Source organism: Aeromonas media (assembly GCF_020423125.1).
Classification (GTDB): domain Bacteria; phylum Pseudomonadota; class Gammaproteobacteria; order Enterobacterales; family Aeromonadaceae; genus Aeromonas; species Aeromonas media.
Map to the genome: position 1 here is coordinate 3,513,283 of NZ_CP075564.1, position 15,399 is coordinate 3,528,681.

The following is a 15,399-nucleotide window of genomic DNA, read 5'->3' on the forward strand; positions in this document are numbered from 1 at the left end:
GATCGTCATACCAGCTTCTCCACCCGGGCCGGCAGCCCCTGGCGGGCCGACGAACCGATGGCCCAGTCCACCAGGGGATAGCGGCCATGGCGGCTGGGATCCAGCACCGCCAGATCGTTGAGGTTGACTCCGGCTCCGCGCAGCGGATTGGCGACCACTTTCTGACCATCTATCCAGTGTTCCCGCGCCCCCAGCTCCTTGTGGCCGAAGCCGTGTTCGATGGCGATGGCATCGGCCTGCACCCCAGCCACGCACTCGGCCACCCCGATCACGCTGCCATCCGGGGTGCTGACCCGCACCCTGTCCCCGCTCTCGATCCCCAGCTGCGCCGCCGTCTGCGCATTGAGCCGCACCCGGTTGCTGGGGTTCACCTGGCGCAGGCGATCCGAGCCGATGCTCATGGAGCTCATGGTGTGGGATTTGTAACTGGTGAGCAGCAGCGGCCACTGGGCCGGCTTGAACGCCTCATTGAGCGGCGTGCCGTCCGCCAGCTGGGGGCGGAAAAAGCGCGGGGTGCCGCTCAAGAACTGCCCGCTCTGGCTGTGACGGCGGCTGCCCACCTCGGGGTTCCACACCATCAGCGGCTTGGGCCAGCGCTTGCTTGGCTGACCTGCTTCATCGCGCCCCCTGGCCGCCGGTTCGAAGCGCCCGCCGCGAGCGAAGAGATAGGCGGCGCGGCCCGCCTCCTCCGCACTCAGGGTGGCATTCAGCACCGGCAGGATGCGCGCCACCCCGGACCAGGCGAGATCCTCAGACCCGATGGGAGGCACCGGCTCGCCGAGATAGGCCACGTTGGCCGCCCCGTAGAGGGAGAAGTCCGCCGCCTTGTGCAGGGCGTGCAGCTTGCCATCCGCCCCTTTGAGCGCCCCCTCGCCAAAGCCCGGCAGCACAAGCCGTTTGGCCACCGCGATAAAGAAGGACTCCATGCAGACCGGATCCCCCTCGGCTGTCTTGGCGACACGGGGCTCCACGATGGGCCAGCGACCGGTGGAGACCTTGGTCATCACCCCGTGCCAGGCAGTGGCCCAACCCCAGGACTCGTAGGTGAGGGTATCCGGCACTATGTAGTCCGACAGCGCCGACGACTCGTTGATGAAGCTGTCGATGCTGACAATGAGCGGCAGCACGGCAGGGTCTTTGAGCTGCTCACCTATGGCCTTGGCGAGCCCGGCCTGGCCGTAGAGGGGGTTGCCCATGTGGTTGATCCAGGCCTTGAGCCGGTAGGGGTAGCCGTTCACCGCCGCAGTCAGGTGTTCGCCGAGCAGTGGGCCCGAGATCGGGAACCAGGGCTCTTGCGCCGGATAGGGATTCTGGCCCGCCTCGCGCTTGCGCCGATATTCGGAGGTCTTCTCGTAGGGGAACTTGGAGCGCGACAGGAAGACGCCGGCGGGCTTGACCATGCCGGGGAAGCTCGCCAGATCGTAGCGCGGCCCCGCCCCGAAGGGATCGAACTTGCCGCCACTCGCCACGGCGCCGCCCCGGGCATTGAGGTTCCCAATCATGACGTTGAGCATCATGATGGCCCAGGCCGAGTAGAAGCCGTTGGCGCTCATGGTGCCGCCGTGGGAGACCACAGCCGCCCGGGTGCCGTGGCTGGTGAATTCCCGCGCCAGCGCCTCGATATCGCTCACTGGCACGGCGCACTCGGCGCTGTATTGCGCGAGAGAGTGCTCCCGGCACGCCTCGACCAGCAGCTGGAAGCTGCTCTTGACCGTGAACTCCCCCTTGGGGCCCTGAAGGGGGCGAGCCACCCAGAGGTTGGCCCGCTCACACTGGCCGGCGGGTCTCGGCTCGCCGCTGCCCGCCTCCTCTACCAGTATGGCGTCCCCCTCTCCATAGGCTTCCCCCTCAAAGGGCAAGCCAAGATCGCTGGCCCGCAGCATCTGGCCGAAGCGCGGATGCCCCTCGTCGCAGACAACCAGATGGCTGGCGTTGCAAAAACCGCGATAGCCGGCCCGCTCGGCAGCGGCGGCATTGGGTGCCGTCAGGAAGGGCTCGGCGTAGCGTTGGTTGTCGATGATCCAGCGCAGCATGGCCATGGCCAGCGCCGAGTCGGTGGCAGGGCGGATGGGCAGCCAGCGGTTGGCGGGGGCGGAGGGCATGTTCACCGTGTTGGGCAGGCTGGGGCCACCACCACGTAGGAGAACGGCTTGCCCGGTCGCGCCCGGTTCGCCGCCAGCTGGCGGGACTGGCGCTTGAAGGGGTTGCCCGATTGCTGGGGCGAGGTGCCCATGAACAGCAGGAAGTCGCTCTCGTCCCAGTCCGGCTTGAGGTGGGCGTTCTTCTCCAGATCGTCCAGCAGGGCGCCGGCCCCGACCCGGAACGACAGGCCGCAGTAAGCGCCGTGGTTGGCGAAGTTGCGGGTGCCGAAGCTGTTGAAGGTGAAGCGCTTGATGAAGTGATCCCGCCCCTCGTCCGAGGCGTTGCTCACCAGCAGCTGGTTGGCCCTGGGGCCGTACTCCGGGTTGGCTGGGTCGAGCGGCTCGGCGAGGTTGCGAATGGCCCGCAGCCCATCAACCTGGCCCTCGCCAAACAGATCGCCCCCCTCCACCACCTCGGCCACCAGCTGCTCGAAGGGGATGCTCTGCCAGCGGCCGCTGCCACGGGGCCCCACCCGCTTGAGACAACGGGTGACTCGCTGCGGGCTGTCGAGCTGCTCCAGCATGGCGTTGCCCCGGGCGCAGGCGGTGGAGCGCCCGTCCAGCCCCCCTTCCTGATAGCCGCTGGTGGCGAGCAGCGCCTGTTTGACCGGGGTCTTGAAGTCGATGTGATGGCGGGCGGAGAGGGGGTGATAGGGGTTGCCCAGGATCCGCACTATCTGGTCGCGCTCGTTGTCGATGCGAGCCCGCACTCCGCACAGGGTCCAGCAGCCGAGGCACATGGTGTTGGCAACTCGCTGGGCCGGGTTGGGGTGCAACTCTCCCTGCTCGTCAACCCGGTACTCCACGGCCAGCGAGTTGCCATGGATGGGATCCCGGGTCGGCTGGCCCGAGCTGCCGGTGGCGAGGCCACTCGCCACCTGCTTGAGGGTATCGCTGTAACCGGCGACGAACAATCCGGTGCCACCGGCGATGGCGGCGCCCTTGAGAAACTTGCGTTTGCTGTGATCCATCAGAGTGCCTCGCGTGCAAAAGTTGTGGATGCCTTGATGGCGGGGGAAGCAGAGGGGCGCACCAGCTCCGAGAGGGCCATCAGCAGGGCCAGCAGCAGACCGAAGGTGCCGAGGATACCGAGCACACCGGCCGGCCCCCAGGCAATTTCATAGAGATAGACGCCGGCCCCGTACTTGGGCGCGAGCTGCCCCTGAATCAGCAGCAGCCAGCGCAGGCCCCACACCAGGTGCAGCCCCAGCAGCGCCAGCCCCCAGAGTGCCAGGCGGGCAGAGATCCTTCGGTGCACCAGCATCAGCAGGCTGGCCAGCCCCAGGGTCAGCAACAGCCAGTGGGCCGCCAGCCGCCAGCTCGGATCGAGCCGATAGAGGGCCGCGGCCTCTGCCGCCGAGGCGCCGCCCAACAGGGCCCAGCCCAGCAGGGAGAGTGCCAGCAGGCCTAACGTCCAGCCGCTCTGGCGCAGCAGGGTCGACTCGGTCTGGGCACGCCAACCCGCCAGCAAGCGGTTGAGCAGCAGCAGGGCGCTCTGGGCCCCCAGCACGGCGCTCAGGGTCAGCAGCCAGGGCAACCAGGGAGTATGCCAGAGCGGGCGCGCCGCCACCGCCATGGTCTCGAGCCCGGTGTAGAGGGCGATGCTGAGCCCACTCACGGCGGCCAGCAGGGAGAGGGGCCGCAGCCAGACGTGCCCCGACCAGCTTCCCAGGCAGAGCAGCCGGGCAAGGGGGGCTATCTTGTCCCCTTCTGCGCCGCGCCGGGCCAGGGCTGGCCTTAGCAGCAGCCAGCCGAGCAGCATGGAGAGCAGGCTGAACAGCGGCAGCAGATAGGCGCCATACCACATGACGGAGCCATAGCGCGTCTGGGCGTAGAAGTGCCAGGCCCGGGCCGGCTGGTGCAGATCCGCGGTCAGGGCGATGGGGGCCACCAGGCCGGCCGCCACCATCAGCACCGCCGCCAGGGTCTGCAACCGCGGATCCTGCTCTTTGCGCCACAGATCAAACGCGCCGAGCCAGAGGGCCCCGTAGGCGAGGCCGATGAGGAAGAAATATTGCACTGCCCAGGGCAACCAGGTGATGGGCTGAGCCGGGGCCAGCAGTTCGTTAATGACCATGGGCTATCTCCTTGCCATCGTCGGTGAGCAGGGTGCGCAGGGCCGGGTTGCCATCGACCTTGCTGACGAAAGCCTCGTCCATGCCGAGATAAAAGACCCGCGGCTGGGTATGGGCCTCGGGTTTGAGCACCTTGAGCGCCGGCTCGTGTTCGCGCAGCAGCCGGCTGATCCGGCTCTTGGGGTCGTTCAAATCGCCTATGATGCGCGCCTCGCCGACACAGCTCTCGACGCAGGCGGGCAAGAGCCCCCCGCCTCCAGTCGATGGGCGCAGAAGGTGCACTTGTCTGCGGTGTTGGTCTCGTGGTTGATGAAGCGGGCATCGTAGGGGCAGGCCTGCACGCAGTAACCGCAGCCGACGCACCAGTCGTTGTTGACCACGACGATGCCGTCATCGCGCGGGAAGGTAGCACCGGTAGGGCAAACATCGAGGCAGGCGGGCTCGGCGCAGTGGTTGCACAGCCTCGGCAGCATCAAGAGGGAGGCAGGAGCCTCGAGGGCGGCCACGTCGCTCACCTCGTACTGGCTTACCGTGGTGCGAAACTGGCCGAGAGGGGGCTGGTTTTCGATGGTGCAGGCCACGGTGCAGGCCTGACAGCCGACGCAGCGGCGCAGGTCGATCAGCATGCCGTAACGCTTGCGCCCGTCCCCCCGGCTGATGGCCGCCCGCCCGTTGCGGGGAGCGGGAACGGGCTGCGCCTGAACCTGGGTGACGGGGATCAGGGCCGCCCCTGCGGTGAGGGCGGCGATCCCGGATAACAATCGGCGCTTGCTGGGCTCCATGGCGTCTTTCCTTCTGCTGAGCTGGCTTGAAAGGGGTTGGGCCGATTGTCCTCAACGCAGGAAGTCGCCTCTATTGTGGTTTTCCACATACCGGGAGCCGGGTTGATCCAGCGCAATAAAACCGGCCCCATAACCACCAAACTGTGACCAAAGCCCCATTCGCTGCCCCATCACGGAGTCAAGGCGACCCAGCACATCGTCCCGGTGATAGACTGCCCCCTTTGCACCAAGAGGAGAGCCCCCTGCACGTCCCAGTTCCCTTGTCACTGCTCAGCCTGCTGCTCTGGCTCGCACTGTCAGCCCTGCCGCTGCGGGTGCAGGCCGCCCCGACCCCTTCTTCGCCAGCGCCGGCCCAACAGGAATCCGCGTCATCCCTGGCCACGCCGGTGCGGGCCTTGGCCGAGCCGATACGCATCGGCGTGCTGGCAACCCGCGGCCCGGCCCTGGCCAGAGCCCAGTGGCAACCGCTGCTGCGCTGGCTGGCACAGCGCGTCCCCGCCCATCGCTTCGTGCTGCATCCGCTGGGGCTCGATGAACTGGCCGAGGCCGTCGCCCTCGAGCACCTCGATTTCGTCATCACCAACCCGGGCCAGTCGGTGAGCCTGGCACGCCAGTATCCGCTGGCCTGGCTCGCCACCCTCAAGAGCCCGGCCGGGGGAGACAACCTCGCCATCGGCGCCGCGCTGGTGGTGCCTGCCCAGGCCCCCTACCGACACTGGCGTGACCTCGAGGGGCAAGCGGTCGCCGCCGTTTCGGAGAACGCCTTCGGCGGCTACCTCGCCTATCGCTTCGAGGCGGGCGAACAGGGAGCTCGGCTGGAACATTTCTTCTCCACCGTGCAGTTCACCGGCTTTCCGCTGGACCGGCTCATCGAGCGGCTGGCGGCAGGTGAGGTGGCTGCCGCCATCGTGCCGGTATGCCAGCTGGAGCGCATGGAGCGGGAGGGCAAGGTCGCCAGGGGGGCGTTTCGGGTGCTGGACGATCAGGCGCCCCCCGGCTTTGGTTGCCAGAGCTCGACCCGGCTCTATCCCAACTGGTCCTTCGCCAAGACAGAGCGGGCCTCCCCCGCGCTGGCGCTGGCGGTGACCCGTGCACTGTTCGACCTGCCCGCTGATAGCGAGGCGGCCATCGCTGCCGATTCGGCGGGCTGGACCGTGCCCACCAGCGAGCTCGCCATCGACCGCCTGCTCAAGGCGCTGGATCGCCACCCGCTGCAGGGCCCCTGGTGGCAAGCAGCCTGGCACTGGCTGCGCCAGCATCAACAGTGGGGCTGGGGCGCCCTGGCGCTGGTACTGCTGCTGGGGGGTCACCACCTGCTGCTGCAACGTCTGTTCAACCGCAGCCAGCGCCGGCTGCTCAAAGCCCGCCACCAGCTCGAGCAGAAGGGACGCCAGCTGGCACAGGCCAGACGGCTCGCCGAACTCGGTGAACTCGGCGCCAACGTGGCCCACGAGATCAATCAGCCCCTCAGCGCCATCGCCAACTACAGCCAGGGGGCCTTGTTGCGACTGGACAGATTGGCACAGGACCCGACCCAAGCTGCCGCCCAGGCCTCCCTGCGTCAGGCTCTGGAGCAGATAGGGCGCCAGGTCCAGCGCATCACCCATACCGTCAACCGGCTCAGAGCCCGGCTGCAAAAGCGCCCTCCCCGCTTCGAGCTTTGCGACCTGCCCACCCTGGTGGCGGAGCTGCGCCCCCTGCTGGAGCAGATGCTGGCGCCGCTCGACGTCGCCTTCACCCTGCACTGGCGGGGCCAGCCGCGCCGGCTCCCTCTGGACGGCACCGGGATGGAGCAGTTGCTGGTCAACCTCATCAAGAATGGCGCCGAGAGTGCGGCGAAGAGGGTGCGCGCCGCTGTTCACTCCCCTGCTCACCCTCCTATGCAAGCAGCGGCACAGGGGCCTGCCCGGGTCGAGCTGTTGATCGCCTTCGAGGCGCAGAGATTGCTGCTGGAGATCCGCGACAACGGTGCCGGGCTGAGGGTCCCCGCGACCGAACTGCAGCAGGCGTTTTACAGCGACAAGCCTGATGGCATGGGGCTGGGGCTCGCCATCTGCCGGGAGGTGGTCGAGAGCCATCGCGGCCAGTTCAGTCTGGAGAACCTGAGCCCCCACGGCTGCCTGGCCCGGGTCATCCTGCCCGTGCCGCCACCCGAGGATCCCGCCTCAGCCACCCCCACCCACCCGCCGACACCGAGGAACTGAGATGACGCCCCTCTCCCGCCCCCCGCTCTATCTGGTCGACGATGACGAGGCCGTGCTCGACTCCCTGCGCTTCATGCTGGAGAGCTGCGACGAGCGGCAGGTATTCAGCTTTGCCGATGGCGAGCGCTTTCTGGCCGAGGTCGACCTGCACCAGCCCGCCTGCCTCATCCTCGACTGCCGCATGCCGGGGCTGTCGGGCCCCGAGGTGCAGCAGCGGCTGAAGGCGGCCCAGAGCCCCATCGCCATACTGTTCCTCACCGGCCACGGCGAGGTGCCGCTGGCGGTGGAGTCCCTCAAGCAGGGGGCGGTGGATTTCTTGCAAAAGCCGGTGCAGCTGGCCCCCCTGCTCGCCGCCATCGCACGGGCCGAGCAGGCGACCCTGAGCGCGGCCACCCGTTTCGCCCAGCTGGCCGCCTTTGAGCGGCTCACCCCGCGCGAGCACCAGCTGTTGCAACTCATCGCCCGGGGCCACAAGAACCAGCAGATAGCGCAGGATCTCTGCATCTCGGTGCGCACCGTCGAGGTGTGTCGCGCCAGCCTGATGAAACGTCTCGAGGCAGGCTCCCTGGCCGAACTGATGCTGTGCTATGCGGCGGTCAACGGGCAACCCTGACGCGGTCAATCCATGAGCCCTCCTAACCCGGGGGCACAAAACGCGCAGAGATCACATATTTGGCGCCGCCTTGAGGGTAGAGTGCCCCTTCCCTTCATCAGGACAGACCAAGGTCCTGCGCCTTGTTTCGAGGAAACATCATGGAACTGCTTCTGCTCAGCAACGGTAAAACCACCGAACACCCCGGCCTGCTTGGCTGGGCCCGCGACCGGGTACAGACCCTGCTCGCCCGCAAACAGGTCAAGCGCATCCTGCTCATCCCCTACGCGGTGATCCGCAGCGACTGGGACGCCCGCGCCCAGGATCTCGCCGAGAGCCTGGGGGTGGAGACCATCAGCATCCACCAGTTCGACGATCCGGTGGATGCCATCCAGCAGGCGGAGGCCATCTTCATCAGCGGCGGCAACACCTGGCGCCTGAACCAGCTGCTGCACGAATACGGTCTGGTCGTCCCCATCCAGCGCGCCGTGCGCGAGCGAGGCGTACCCTATGTGGGCTGGAGCGCCGGTTGCAACGTGGCGACCCCGAGCATTCGCACCACCAACGACATGCCGGTGTGCAGCGCCGCCGTGTTGCCGGCGCTGGGCCTGTTCCCGCTGCAAATCAACCCCCACTATCTGGACGCCAGCATCAGCGGCCACATGGGGGAGACCCGGGACGAGCGCCTCGCCGAGTTCTGTGCCATCAATCCGAGCGAATCCGTGGTGGCCTTGCGCGAAGCCAGCCTGCTGCAGATTAGCGGCGAGAGCAGCGGCGAAACCATCGAATACTGGAGCGCCCGGGGCGAGGGCTTCAAGATCTTCAAGCACGGCGAGACGACCCGGGAGTATGAGGATGCCCGGCCACTGGCAGCACTGACGCCGTTTCAGCCCGGCGACTGACGCCATGGCAGACGAGCCGATGTGAGCAAGCGATCGGGGGATTTGCCATGCTGTGAGGGTAAGGAAGATTCCTTGCTCCTTGTTTCTCGATGAGAGGCGACCATGACGGTACGGATCGAACACGACAGCTTCGGTGATATCGAAGTCCCGGCGGCGCGGCTGTGGGGGGCCCAGACCCAGCGCTCCCTGCAGCACTTCAATATCTCGGGGGAACGCCAGCCCATGGAGATCATCCATGCCCTCGCCCGCATCAAGTCCGCCTGCGCCAGGGTGAACCACGCCCTGGGGCTGCTGCCCGCGCGCAAGGCCCAGGCCATCATGGCCGCCGCCGACGAGGTGTTGTGCGGCCTGCACGACGCCGAGTTTCCCCTGATGGTCTGGCAGACCGGCTCCGGCACCCAGACCAACATGAACCTCAACGAGGTACTGGCAAACCGCGCCAGCGAGCTGCTGGGCGGCACACGGGGAGAGGCGCGGCTGGTGCACCCCAACGACGAGGTGAACAAGAGCCAGTCGAGCAATGATGTCTTCCCCAGCGCCATGAACCTGGCGGCGGTCACTACCATCACGGGCCAATTGCTGCCTGCCCTGACCACGCTCAAAAACACGCTGGCCAGCAAGGCTGCCACCTTCGACGACCTTGTCAAAATTGGCCGCACCCACCTGCAGGACGCCACCCCGCTCACCCTGGGTCAGGAGATCTCCGGCTGGGTCGCCCAACTCGCGCAAGGGGAGCGTCACCTCGCTGCCGCCCTGCCCCATCTGTGTGAGCTGGCGCTGGGGGGCACCGCGGTCGGTACCGGTCTGAACTGCCCCCCCGGCTTCGCCGAGGCGGTGGCCCAGACCCTGGCACAGCAGACCGGCTTGCCCCTGGTGAGCGCCCCCAACAAGTTCGAGGCCCTGGCGGCGAGCGATGCCCAGGTCCATGCCCATGGCGCCCTCAAGACGCTGGCGGCCAGCCTGATGAAGATCGCCAACGACGTGCGCTGGCTGGCGAGCGGCCCCCGCAGCGGGCTCGGGGAGCTCAGCATCCCCGAGAACGAACCCGGCTCCTCCATCATGCCGGGCAAGGTCAACCCGACCCAGAGCGAGGCGCTCACCATGCTGTGCGCCCAGGTGATGGGCAACGACGTGGCCATCAACATCGGCGGCGCCAGCGGCAACTTCGAGCTCAACGTGTTCAGGCCGATGATCGCCCACAACTTCCTGCAGAGCGTGCGGCTGCTGGCGGACGGTATGAGAAGCTTCCACGACCACTGCGCCGTCGGCATCGCAGCGAACCGGGCGCGCATCGACGAGCTGCTGGCCCGCTCCCTGATGCTGGTGACGGCGCTCAACCCCCACATCGGCTATGACAAGGCCGCCGAAATCGCCAAACTGGCACACCATCAGGGACTGACTCTGCGGGAGGCAGCCATCGCCTCCGGCCACCTCAGCGCGGAGCAATTCGATGCCTGGGTGGTGCCCGCCGACATGGTGGGACGGCAGCCATAAGCCAAGTTGCCTTGGGCCATCTCAGCCCCCGGGAGTCCGATGTCTGGATCGTTCCCGGCAAGATGGCGGGACGGCAGCCATAAGCCAAGTTGCCTTGGGCCAGCTCAGCCCCCGGGAGTCCGATGTCTGGATCGTTCCCGGCGAGATGGCGGGACGGCAACCATGACCCAAGTTGCCTTGGGCCAGCTCTGTCCCCGGAAGCCCGATGCCTGGGTCATTCCCGGCGAGATGGTGGGGAGGGGCAAATAAGGCTCTGAGTTGGGGGCGCGGATAAACAGAAGGGGCGCCGCGGCGCCCCTTCTCATTCACAGCCAAGGGTTCAGCTCTTGCTCTCGCAGTTGAACATCCAGTGAGTGCCAAACTTGTCTACCAGCGAGCCGAAATAGGCGCCCCAGAACATCTCCTGCAGCGCCATCTCCACCTGGCCGCCCTCCCCCAGGGCCGCAAACAGCCGGTCGGTCTCGGCCCGGCTGTCCGGCTCCAGGTTGAGGTAGCTGTTGTTGCCCTGCACCAGGGTGAATCCCATGCTGGCAGGAGCGTCCGTGCCCATCAGCACGTGGCCGCCGAGGATGGGCAACGCCACGTGCATCACCAGGTCGCCATCCTCCTCGGACAGGGGCGGCTGACCCGGGCAGCCGGGAGACTCCTTGAACCTGTGGATGGGACCGTTGAACTCACCGCCGAACACCTCCCGGTAGAACAGGAAGGCCGCCTCCGTCTCCCGGGCAAAATTGAGATAGGTACTGACACGCGCCATGATGATCTCCTTGGTCATTGATAGCGGATTTCGCGAACAGCTATCAGCATAGAAGAGTCAGCGCCAGGGTCACCCCGACAATCAGTACACCTGTGAGTCCACAGCGGCGGTTGAACCCGTTTCCCCATGAGTACCTGGCTGATATTTCATGAAAAAAGAGCGACCCAACACAGCCACGGGTTGCACCTCATGAATCACTCAGAAAACATATATGCAACCTATTAATATTTCACTGAAAACCTATATTCAGCCCTGTTTTAAGGCTCGATCCTCCGAACCATTTGGCATAGGAAAATTCAACAATGTAGCCAAAACATTAAAATTTCTTGCTTGAAGGTTGCACCTGGTTGCGCCATCCTCGGCAAAATTTAACCGTCCGGTAATATTGTTACCTTCTAGACACAGGAAGTCCCATGGCCACCACCACCCTCGGCGTTAAACTCGACGAAGCGACCCGCGACCGGCTCAAGCAGGCGGCGCAGACCCTGGATCGCACCCCCCACTGGCTGATCAAGCAGGCGATCTTCACCTATCTGGAGCAGCTGGAGCGCGGCCTGACCCCGCCCGAGCAGTCCGGCCTGGCCGCTGCCGCCGGGGAAGAGGCCATCGAGACCCTGAGCGAGCAGGGGATCCAGGTCTTCCTCGAGTTTGCCGAGAGCATCCTGCCGCAGTCCGTGCTGCGCGCCGCCATCACCTCCGCCTATCGCCGCCCCGAGACCGAGGCCGTGCCCATGCTGCTGGAGCAGGCCCGCCTGCCCAAGGAGAAGGCCGAGGCCACCCAGAAGCTCGCCATGAGCATCGCCGAGAAGCTGCGCAACCAGAAGAGCGCCAGCGGCCGTCAGGGCCTGGTACAGGGGCTGCTGCAGGAGTTCTCCCTCTCCTCCCAGGAAGGGGTGGCCCTGATGTGCCTGGCGGAGGCGCTGCTGCGCATCCCCGACAAGGCAACCCGCGATGCCCTGATCCGTGACAAGATAAGCGGTGGCAACTGGAGCCAGCATCTGGGCCAGAGCGCCTCCCTGTTCGTCAATGCCGCCTCCTGGGGCCTGCTCATCACCGGCAAGCTGGTGGCCACCCACAACGAGGCAGGCCTCAACAGCTCACTCAAGGGGCTGATCGGCAAGGGCGGCGAGCCGCTGATCCGCAAGGGTGTGGACATGGCGATGCGCCTGATGGGGGAGCAGTTCGTCACCGGCGAGACCATAGCCGAGGCGCTGGCGAACGCGGGCTCCATGGAAAACAGGGGTTTCCGCTACTCCTACGACATGCTGGGGGAAGCGGCACTGACGGAAGAAGACGCCAAGCGTTATCTCGCCTCCTACGAGCAGGCCATCCACGCCATCGGCAAGGCCTCCCATGGCCGCGGTATCTATGAGGGCCCGGGCATCTCCATCAAGCTCTCCGCCCTGCACCCGCGCTACAGCCGCGCCCAGTACGATCGCGTCATGGAGGAGCTCTACCCCACCCTGCTGGGGCTGACTCAGCTCGCCAGGCAGTACGACATCGGCATCAACATCGACGCCGAGGAGGCCGATCGGCTGGAGATCTCCCTCGACCTGCTGGAGAAGCTCTGCTTCGACCCATCTCTCGCGGACTGGAACGGCATCGGCTTCGTCATCCAGGCCTATCAGAAGCGCTGCCCCTATGTGATCGACTACGTCATCGATCTCGCCAAGCGCAGCCGTCACCGCCTGATGATCCGGCTGGTGAAGGGCGCCTACTGGGACAGCGAGATCAAGCGCGCCCAGCAGGACGGCCTGGAGGGTTACCCCGTCTATACCCGCAAGCCCTACACCGATGTCTCCTATCTCGCCTGCGCCCGCAAGCTGCTGGCGGTGCCGGAAGCCATCTATCCCCAGTTCGCCACCCACAACGCCCACTCTCTGTCGGCCATCTACCAGCTGGCGGGGCAGAACTATTACCCGGGCCAGTACGAGTTCCAGTGCCTGCACGGCATGGGTGAACCGCTCTACGAACAGGTGGTCGGCAAGGTCGCCGACGGCAAGCTGGGTCGCCCCTGCCGCATCTATGCGCCGGTCGGCAGCCACGAGACCCTGCTCGCCTACCTGGTGCGCCGCCTGCTGGAGAACGGGGCCAACACCTCCTTCGTCAACCGCATCGCGGACAACAGCATCTCCCTGCAGGATCTGGTGCAGGATCCGGTACAGCAGATCGAGCAGATGGCCGCCCGTGAAGGCAGCCTGGGTCTGCCCCACCCGCGCATTCCCCTGCCCCGTGAGCTGTACGGCGAGGCTCGCCCGAACTCCGCCGGCCTGGATCTCGCGAACGAGCACCGTCTGGGATCGCTGTCCGCCGCCCTGCTCGCCAGCACCAACACCGCCTATCAGGCCCTGCCCATGCTGGGTAATGAACAGCCGGGTTGCGACATCGACGCGCCGACCCAGTTCCAGCACGTGGTCAACCCGGCGGATCACCGCGACGTCGTCGGTCAGGTGAGCGAAGCCACGGTCGAGCTGGTGGACCAGGCCCTCGCCTGCGCCCTGGCCAGCGGCCAGATCTGGCAATCCACTCCGCCGGCCGAGCGTGCCGCCGTGCTGGATCGCGCCGCCGATCTGATGGAATCCGAGCTGCAACCCCTGATGGGCCTGCTGGTGCGCGAATCCGGCAAGACTTTCGCCAACGCCATCGCCGAGGTGCGCGAGGCGGTGGACTTCCTGCGCTACTACGCCGCCCAGGCGCGCAACCACTTCGCCAACGAGAGCCACAGACCGCTCGGTCCCGTTGTCTGCATCAGCCCCTGGAACTTCCCGCTGGCCATCTTCAGCGGCCAGGTCTGCGCGGCGCTCGCGGCCGGCAATACGGTGCTCGCCAAGCCTGCCGAGCAGACCCCTCTCATCGCGGCGCAGGCGGTACGCATCCTGCGTGAGGCCGGCGTCCCCGCCGGTGCGGTGCAACTGCTGCCGGGCCAGGGTGAGACCGTGGGGGCGGCGCTCATCGCGGACGAGCGAGTGCGCGGCGTCATGTTCACCGGCTCCACCGAGGTGGCGGGTATCATCTCCCGCAACCTGGCCGGTCGCCTCGACTCCCAGGGCCGCACCATTCCGCTCATCGCCGAGACCGGCGGCCAGAACGCCATGATCGTCGACTCCTCCGCTCTCACCGAACAGGTGGTGATGGACGTCATCTCCTCGGCGTTCGACAGCGCCGGTCAGCGCTGCTCCGCCCTGCGGGTGCTGTGCGTGCAGGACGACGTCGCCGAGCGGGTGATCCGTATGCTCAAGGGCGCCATGGCCGAGTACAAGGTCGGCAGCCCCGAGCACCTCTCCACCGACATCGGCCCTGTCATCGACGCCGAGGCCAAGGCCAACATAGAGCGCCACATCAAGGCCATGGGAGACAAGGGTCGCCGGGTGCACCAGATTGCCCGCACCCAAGACGGCGCCTGCAATCGCGGCACCTTCGTGCTCCCGACGCTGATCGAGCTCGACAGCCTCGATGAGCTGGGCCCAGAGGTATTCGGCCCGGTGCTACACCTGGTGCGCTACCCCCGCGCCAAGCTAGGCGAGCTGCTCGCGCAGATCAACGACAGCGGCTACGGCCTGACTCTGGGAGTCCATACCCGCATCGACGAGACCATCGCCCAGGTGGTCAACACCGCCAAGGTCGGCAACCTCTACGTCAACCGCAACATAGTGGGCGCCGTGGTCGGGGTGCAGCCGTTCGGCGGCGAAGGGCTCTCCGGCACAGGGCCCAAAGCGGGTGGCCCGCTCTACATGTACCGTCTGCTCGGGGCACGCCCGCAGGAGGCGGTGACCAGCCAGCTTCGCCAAGAGCCGGGTGCAACCCCGCAAACCGAGGCCGCCAAACCGGCGCTGCTGGCCTTGCGTGGCTGGGCTGGCAAGCAGGCTCCGGCACTGGTGGCCCTGTGCGATCGCTACGGCGAGCTGGCGCTGAGCGGCCTGACCCAACTGCTGGTCGGCCCCACCGGCGAGCGCAACAGCTACAGCCTGCTGCCCCGGGAGCGGGTGCTTTCCCTGGCCGAGGACAAGACGGATCTGCTGGCCCAGCTGGCGGCCTGTCTGGCCGTCGGAACAGAGGTGCTGTGGCAGGACAATGCCCAGAACCGCACCCTGCTGACCAGCCTGCCCAGCGAGGTACAAGCGCGTATCCAGCTGGTTGCGGACTGGGCCAGCAGCGACATCGGATTCGATGCCCTGCTGCACCACGGTGACTCGGATCAGCTGCGGGAAGTGGCCAAGCTTGCCGCCGCCCGTGCGGGTGCCATCGTCGGCGTGCACGGCCTGCACCGTGGCGAGACCGACATTCCCCTGGAGCGACTGCTGATCGAGCACGCCCTCTCGGTCAACACCGCCGCCGCCGGTGGCAACGCCAGCCTGATGACCATAGGCTAAGCGCAACGCAGTAACTGAAAACCCAGGCCCCGCTTATGCGGGGCTTGTTCTTTCGTCTACAGAACACGTGCATGAAAAAGAC

The 15,399-nt window shown here is 66.6% G+C and carries 9 protein-coding genes and 1 pseudogene; 5 read left to right on the plus strand and 5 right to left on the minus strand.

Annotated elements, in window-relative coordinates; translation table 11 throughout:
* Positions 1-5 precede the first annotated feature (5 nt).
* The 4 genes and pseudogenes from KI797_RS16185 to dsrO form a co-directional block, all read right to left on the minus strand.
* Positions 6-2,102 carry a molybdopterin dinucleotide binding domain-containing protein gene (locus tag KI797_RS16185; RefSeq protein ID WP_264160711.1) on the minus strand — a complete coding sequence of 699 codons (2,097 nt, stop codon included), beginning with the start codon at positions 2,100-2,102 and terminating at the stop codon, positions 6-8.
* A 2-nt stretch (positions 2,103-2,104) separates the two neighbouring features.
* A complete protein-coding gene (locus KI797_RS16190) occupies positions 2,105-3,112 on the minus strand; it encodes a hypothetical protein (RefSeq protein WP_226170101.1) in 1,008 nt (335 codons plus the stop codon).
* Positions 3,112-4,218 carry an NrfD/PsrC family molybdoenzyme membrane anchor subunit gene (gene nrfD, locus KI797_RS16195; RefSeq protein ID WP_226170103.1) on the minus strand — a complete coding sequence of 369 codons (1,107 nt, stop codon included), beginning with the start codon at positions 4,216-4,218 and terminating at the stop codon, positions 3,112-3,114. The genes KI797_RS16190 and nrfD overlap by 1 nt, the downstream gene beginning before the upstream one ends.
* Positions 4,208-4,998 (minus strand): annotated as a pseudogene (gene dsrO / locus KI797_RS16200) (sulfate reduction electron transfer complex DsrMKJOP subunit DsrO). Before dsrO ends, nrfD begins: the two are co-directional and overlap by 11 nt.
* 260 nt (positions 4,999-5,258) lie before the next feature.
* On the opposite strand from dsrO, the gene KI797_RS16205 reads away from it, so the two are divergent.
* The 4 genes from KI797_RS16205 to fumC all read left to right on the plus strand — a co-directional run bounded on the left by KI797_RS16205 (position 5,259) and on the right by fumC (position 10,190).
* Complete coding sequence (locus tag KI797_RS16205) at positions 5,259-7,202, plus strand: sensor histidine kinase (RefSeq protein ID WP_226170105.1); 1,944 nt, start codon at positions 5,259-5,261, stop codon at positions 7,200-7,202.
* 1 nt (position 7,203) lies between these two features.
* The gene (locus KI797_RS16210) at positions 7,204-7,815 is read left to right on the plus strand and encodes a response regulator transcription factor (RefSeq protein ID WP_226170107.1); all 612 of its coding nucleotides are present in this window, start codon (positions 7,204-7,206) and stop codon (positions 7,813-7,815) included.
* A gap of 140 nt (positions 7,816-7,955) precedes the next feature.
* The gene (gene pepE / locus KI797_RS16215) at positions 7,956-8,696 is read left to right on the plus strand and encodes a dipeptidase PepE (protein ID WP_005326891.1); all 741 of its coding nucleotides are present in this window, start codon (positions 7,956-7,958) and stop codon (positions 8,694-8,696) included.
* Positions 8,697-8,798: 102 nt separating this feature from the next.
* Positions 8,799-10,190, plus strand: a complete 1,392-nt coding sequence (gene fumC, locus KI797_RS16220) for a class II fumarate hydratase (RefSeq protein WP_226170109.1) — start codon at positions 8,799-8,801, stop codon at positions 10,188-10,190.
* Positions 10,191-10,509: 319 nt separating this feature from the next.
* Here the strand turns inward: fumC and KI797_RS16225 are convergent, their stop codons facing one another.
* Entirely contained in the window at positions 10,510-10,947 is a 438-nt protein-coding gene (locus KI797_RS16225; RefSeq protein WP_226170111.1) for a VOC family protein, read from the minus strand.
* Between the two features lie 413 nt (positions 10,948-11,360).
* Between KI797_RS16225 and putA the strand changes: the two genes are divergently transcribed.
* Positions 11,361-15,317: a trifunctional transcriptional regulator/proline dehydrogenase/L-glutamate gamma-semialdehyde dehydrogenase gene (gene putA, locus KI797_RS16230; RefSeq protein WP_226170113.1), complete on the plus strand. Its 3,957-nt coding sequence runs from the start codon at positions 11,361-11,363 to the stop codon at positions 15,315-15,317.
* Positions 15,318-15,399: the final 82 nt, after the last annotated feature.

Coding starts and splice junctions, on each gene's coding strand:
- KI797_RS16185 (WP_264160711.1), bottom strand. CDS start 2,102: ATGCCCTCCGCCCCCGCCAACCGCTGGCTGCCCATCCGCCCTGCCACC.
- KI797_RS16190 (WP_226170101.1), bottom strand. CDS start 3,112: ATGGATCACAGCAAACGCAAGTTTCTCAAGGGCGCCGCCATCGCCGGT.
- nrfD (WP_226170103.1), bottom strand. CDS start 4,218: ATGGTCATTAACGAACTGCTGGCCCCGGCTCAGCCCATCACCTGGTTG.
- KI797_RS16210 (WP_226170107.1), top strand. CDS start 7,204: ATGACGCCCCTCTCCCGCCCCCCGCTCTATCTGGTCGACGATGACGAG.
- pepE (WP_005326891.1), top strand. CDS start 7,956: ATGGAACTGCTTCTGCTCAGCAACGGTAAAACCACCGAACACCCCGGC.
- fumC (WP_226170109.1), top strand. CDS start 8,799: ATGACGGTACGGATCGAACACGACAGCTTCGGTGATATCGAAGTCCCG.
- KI797_RS16225 (WP_226170111.1), bottom strand. CDS start 10,947: ATGGCGCGTGTCAGTACCTATCTCAATTTTGCCCGGGAGACGGAGGCG.
- putA (WP_226170113.1), top strand. CDS start 11,361: ATGGCCACCACCACCCTCGGCGTTAAACTCGACGAAGCGACCCGCGAC.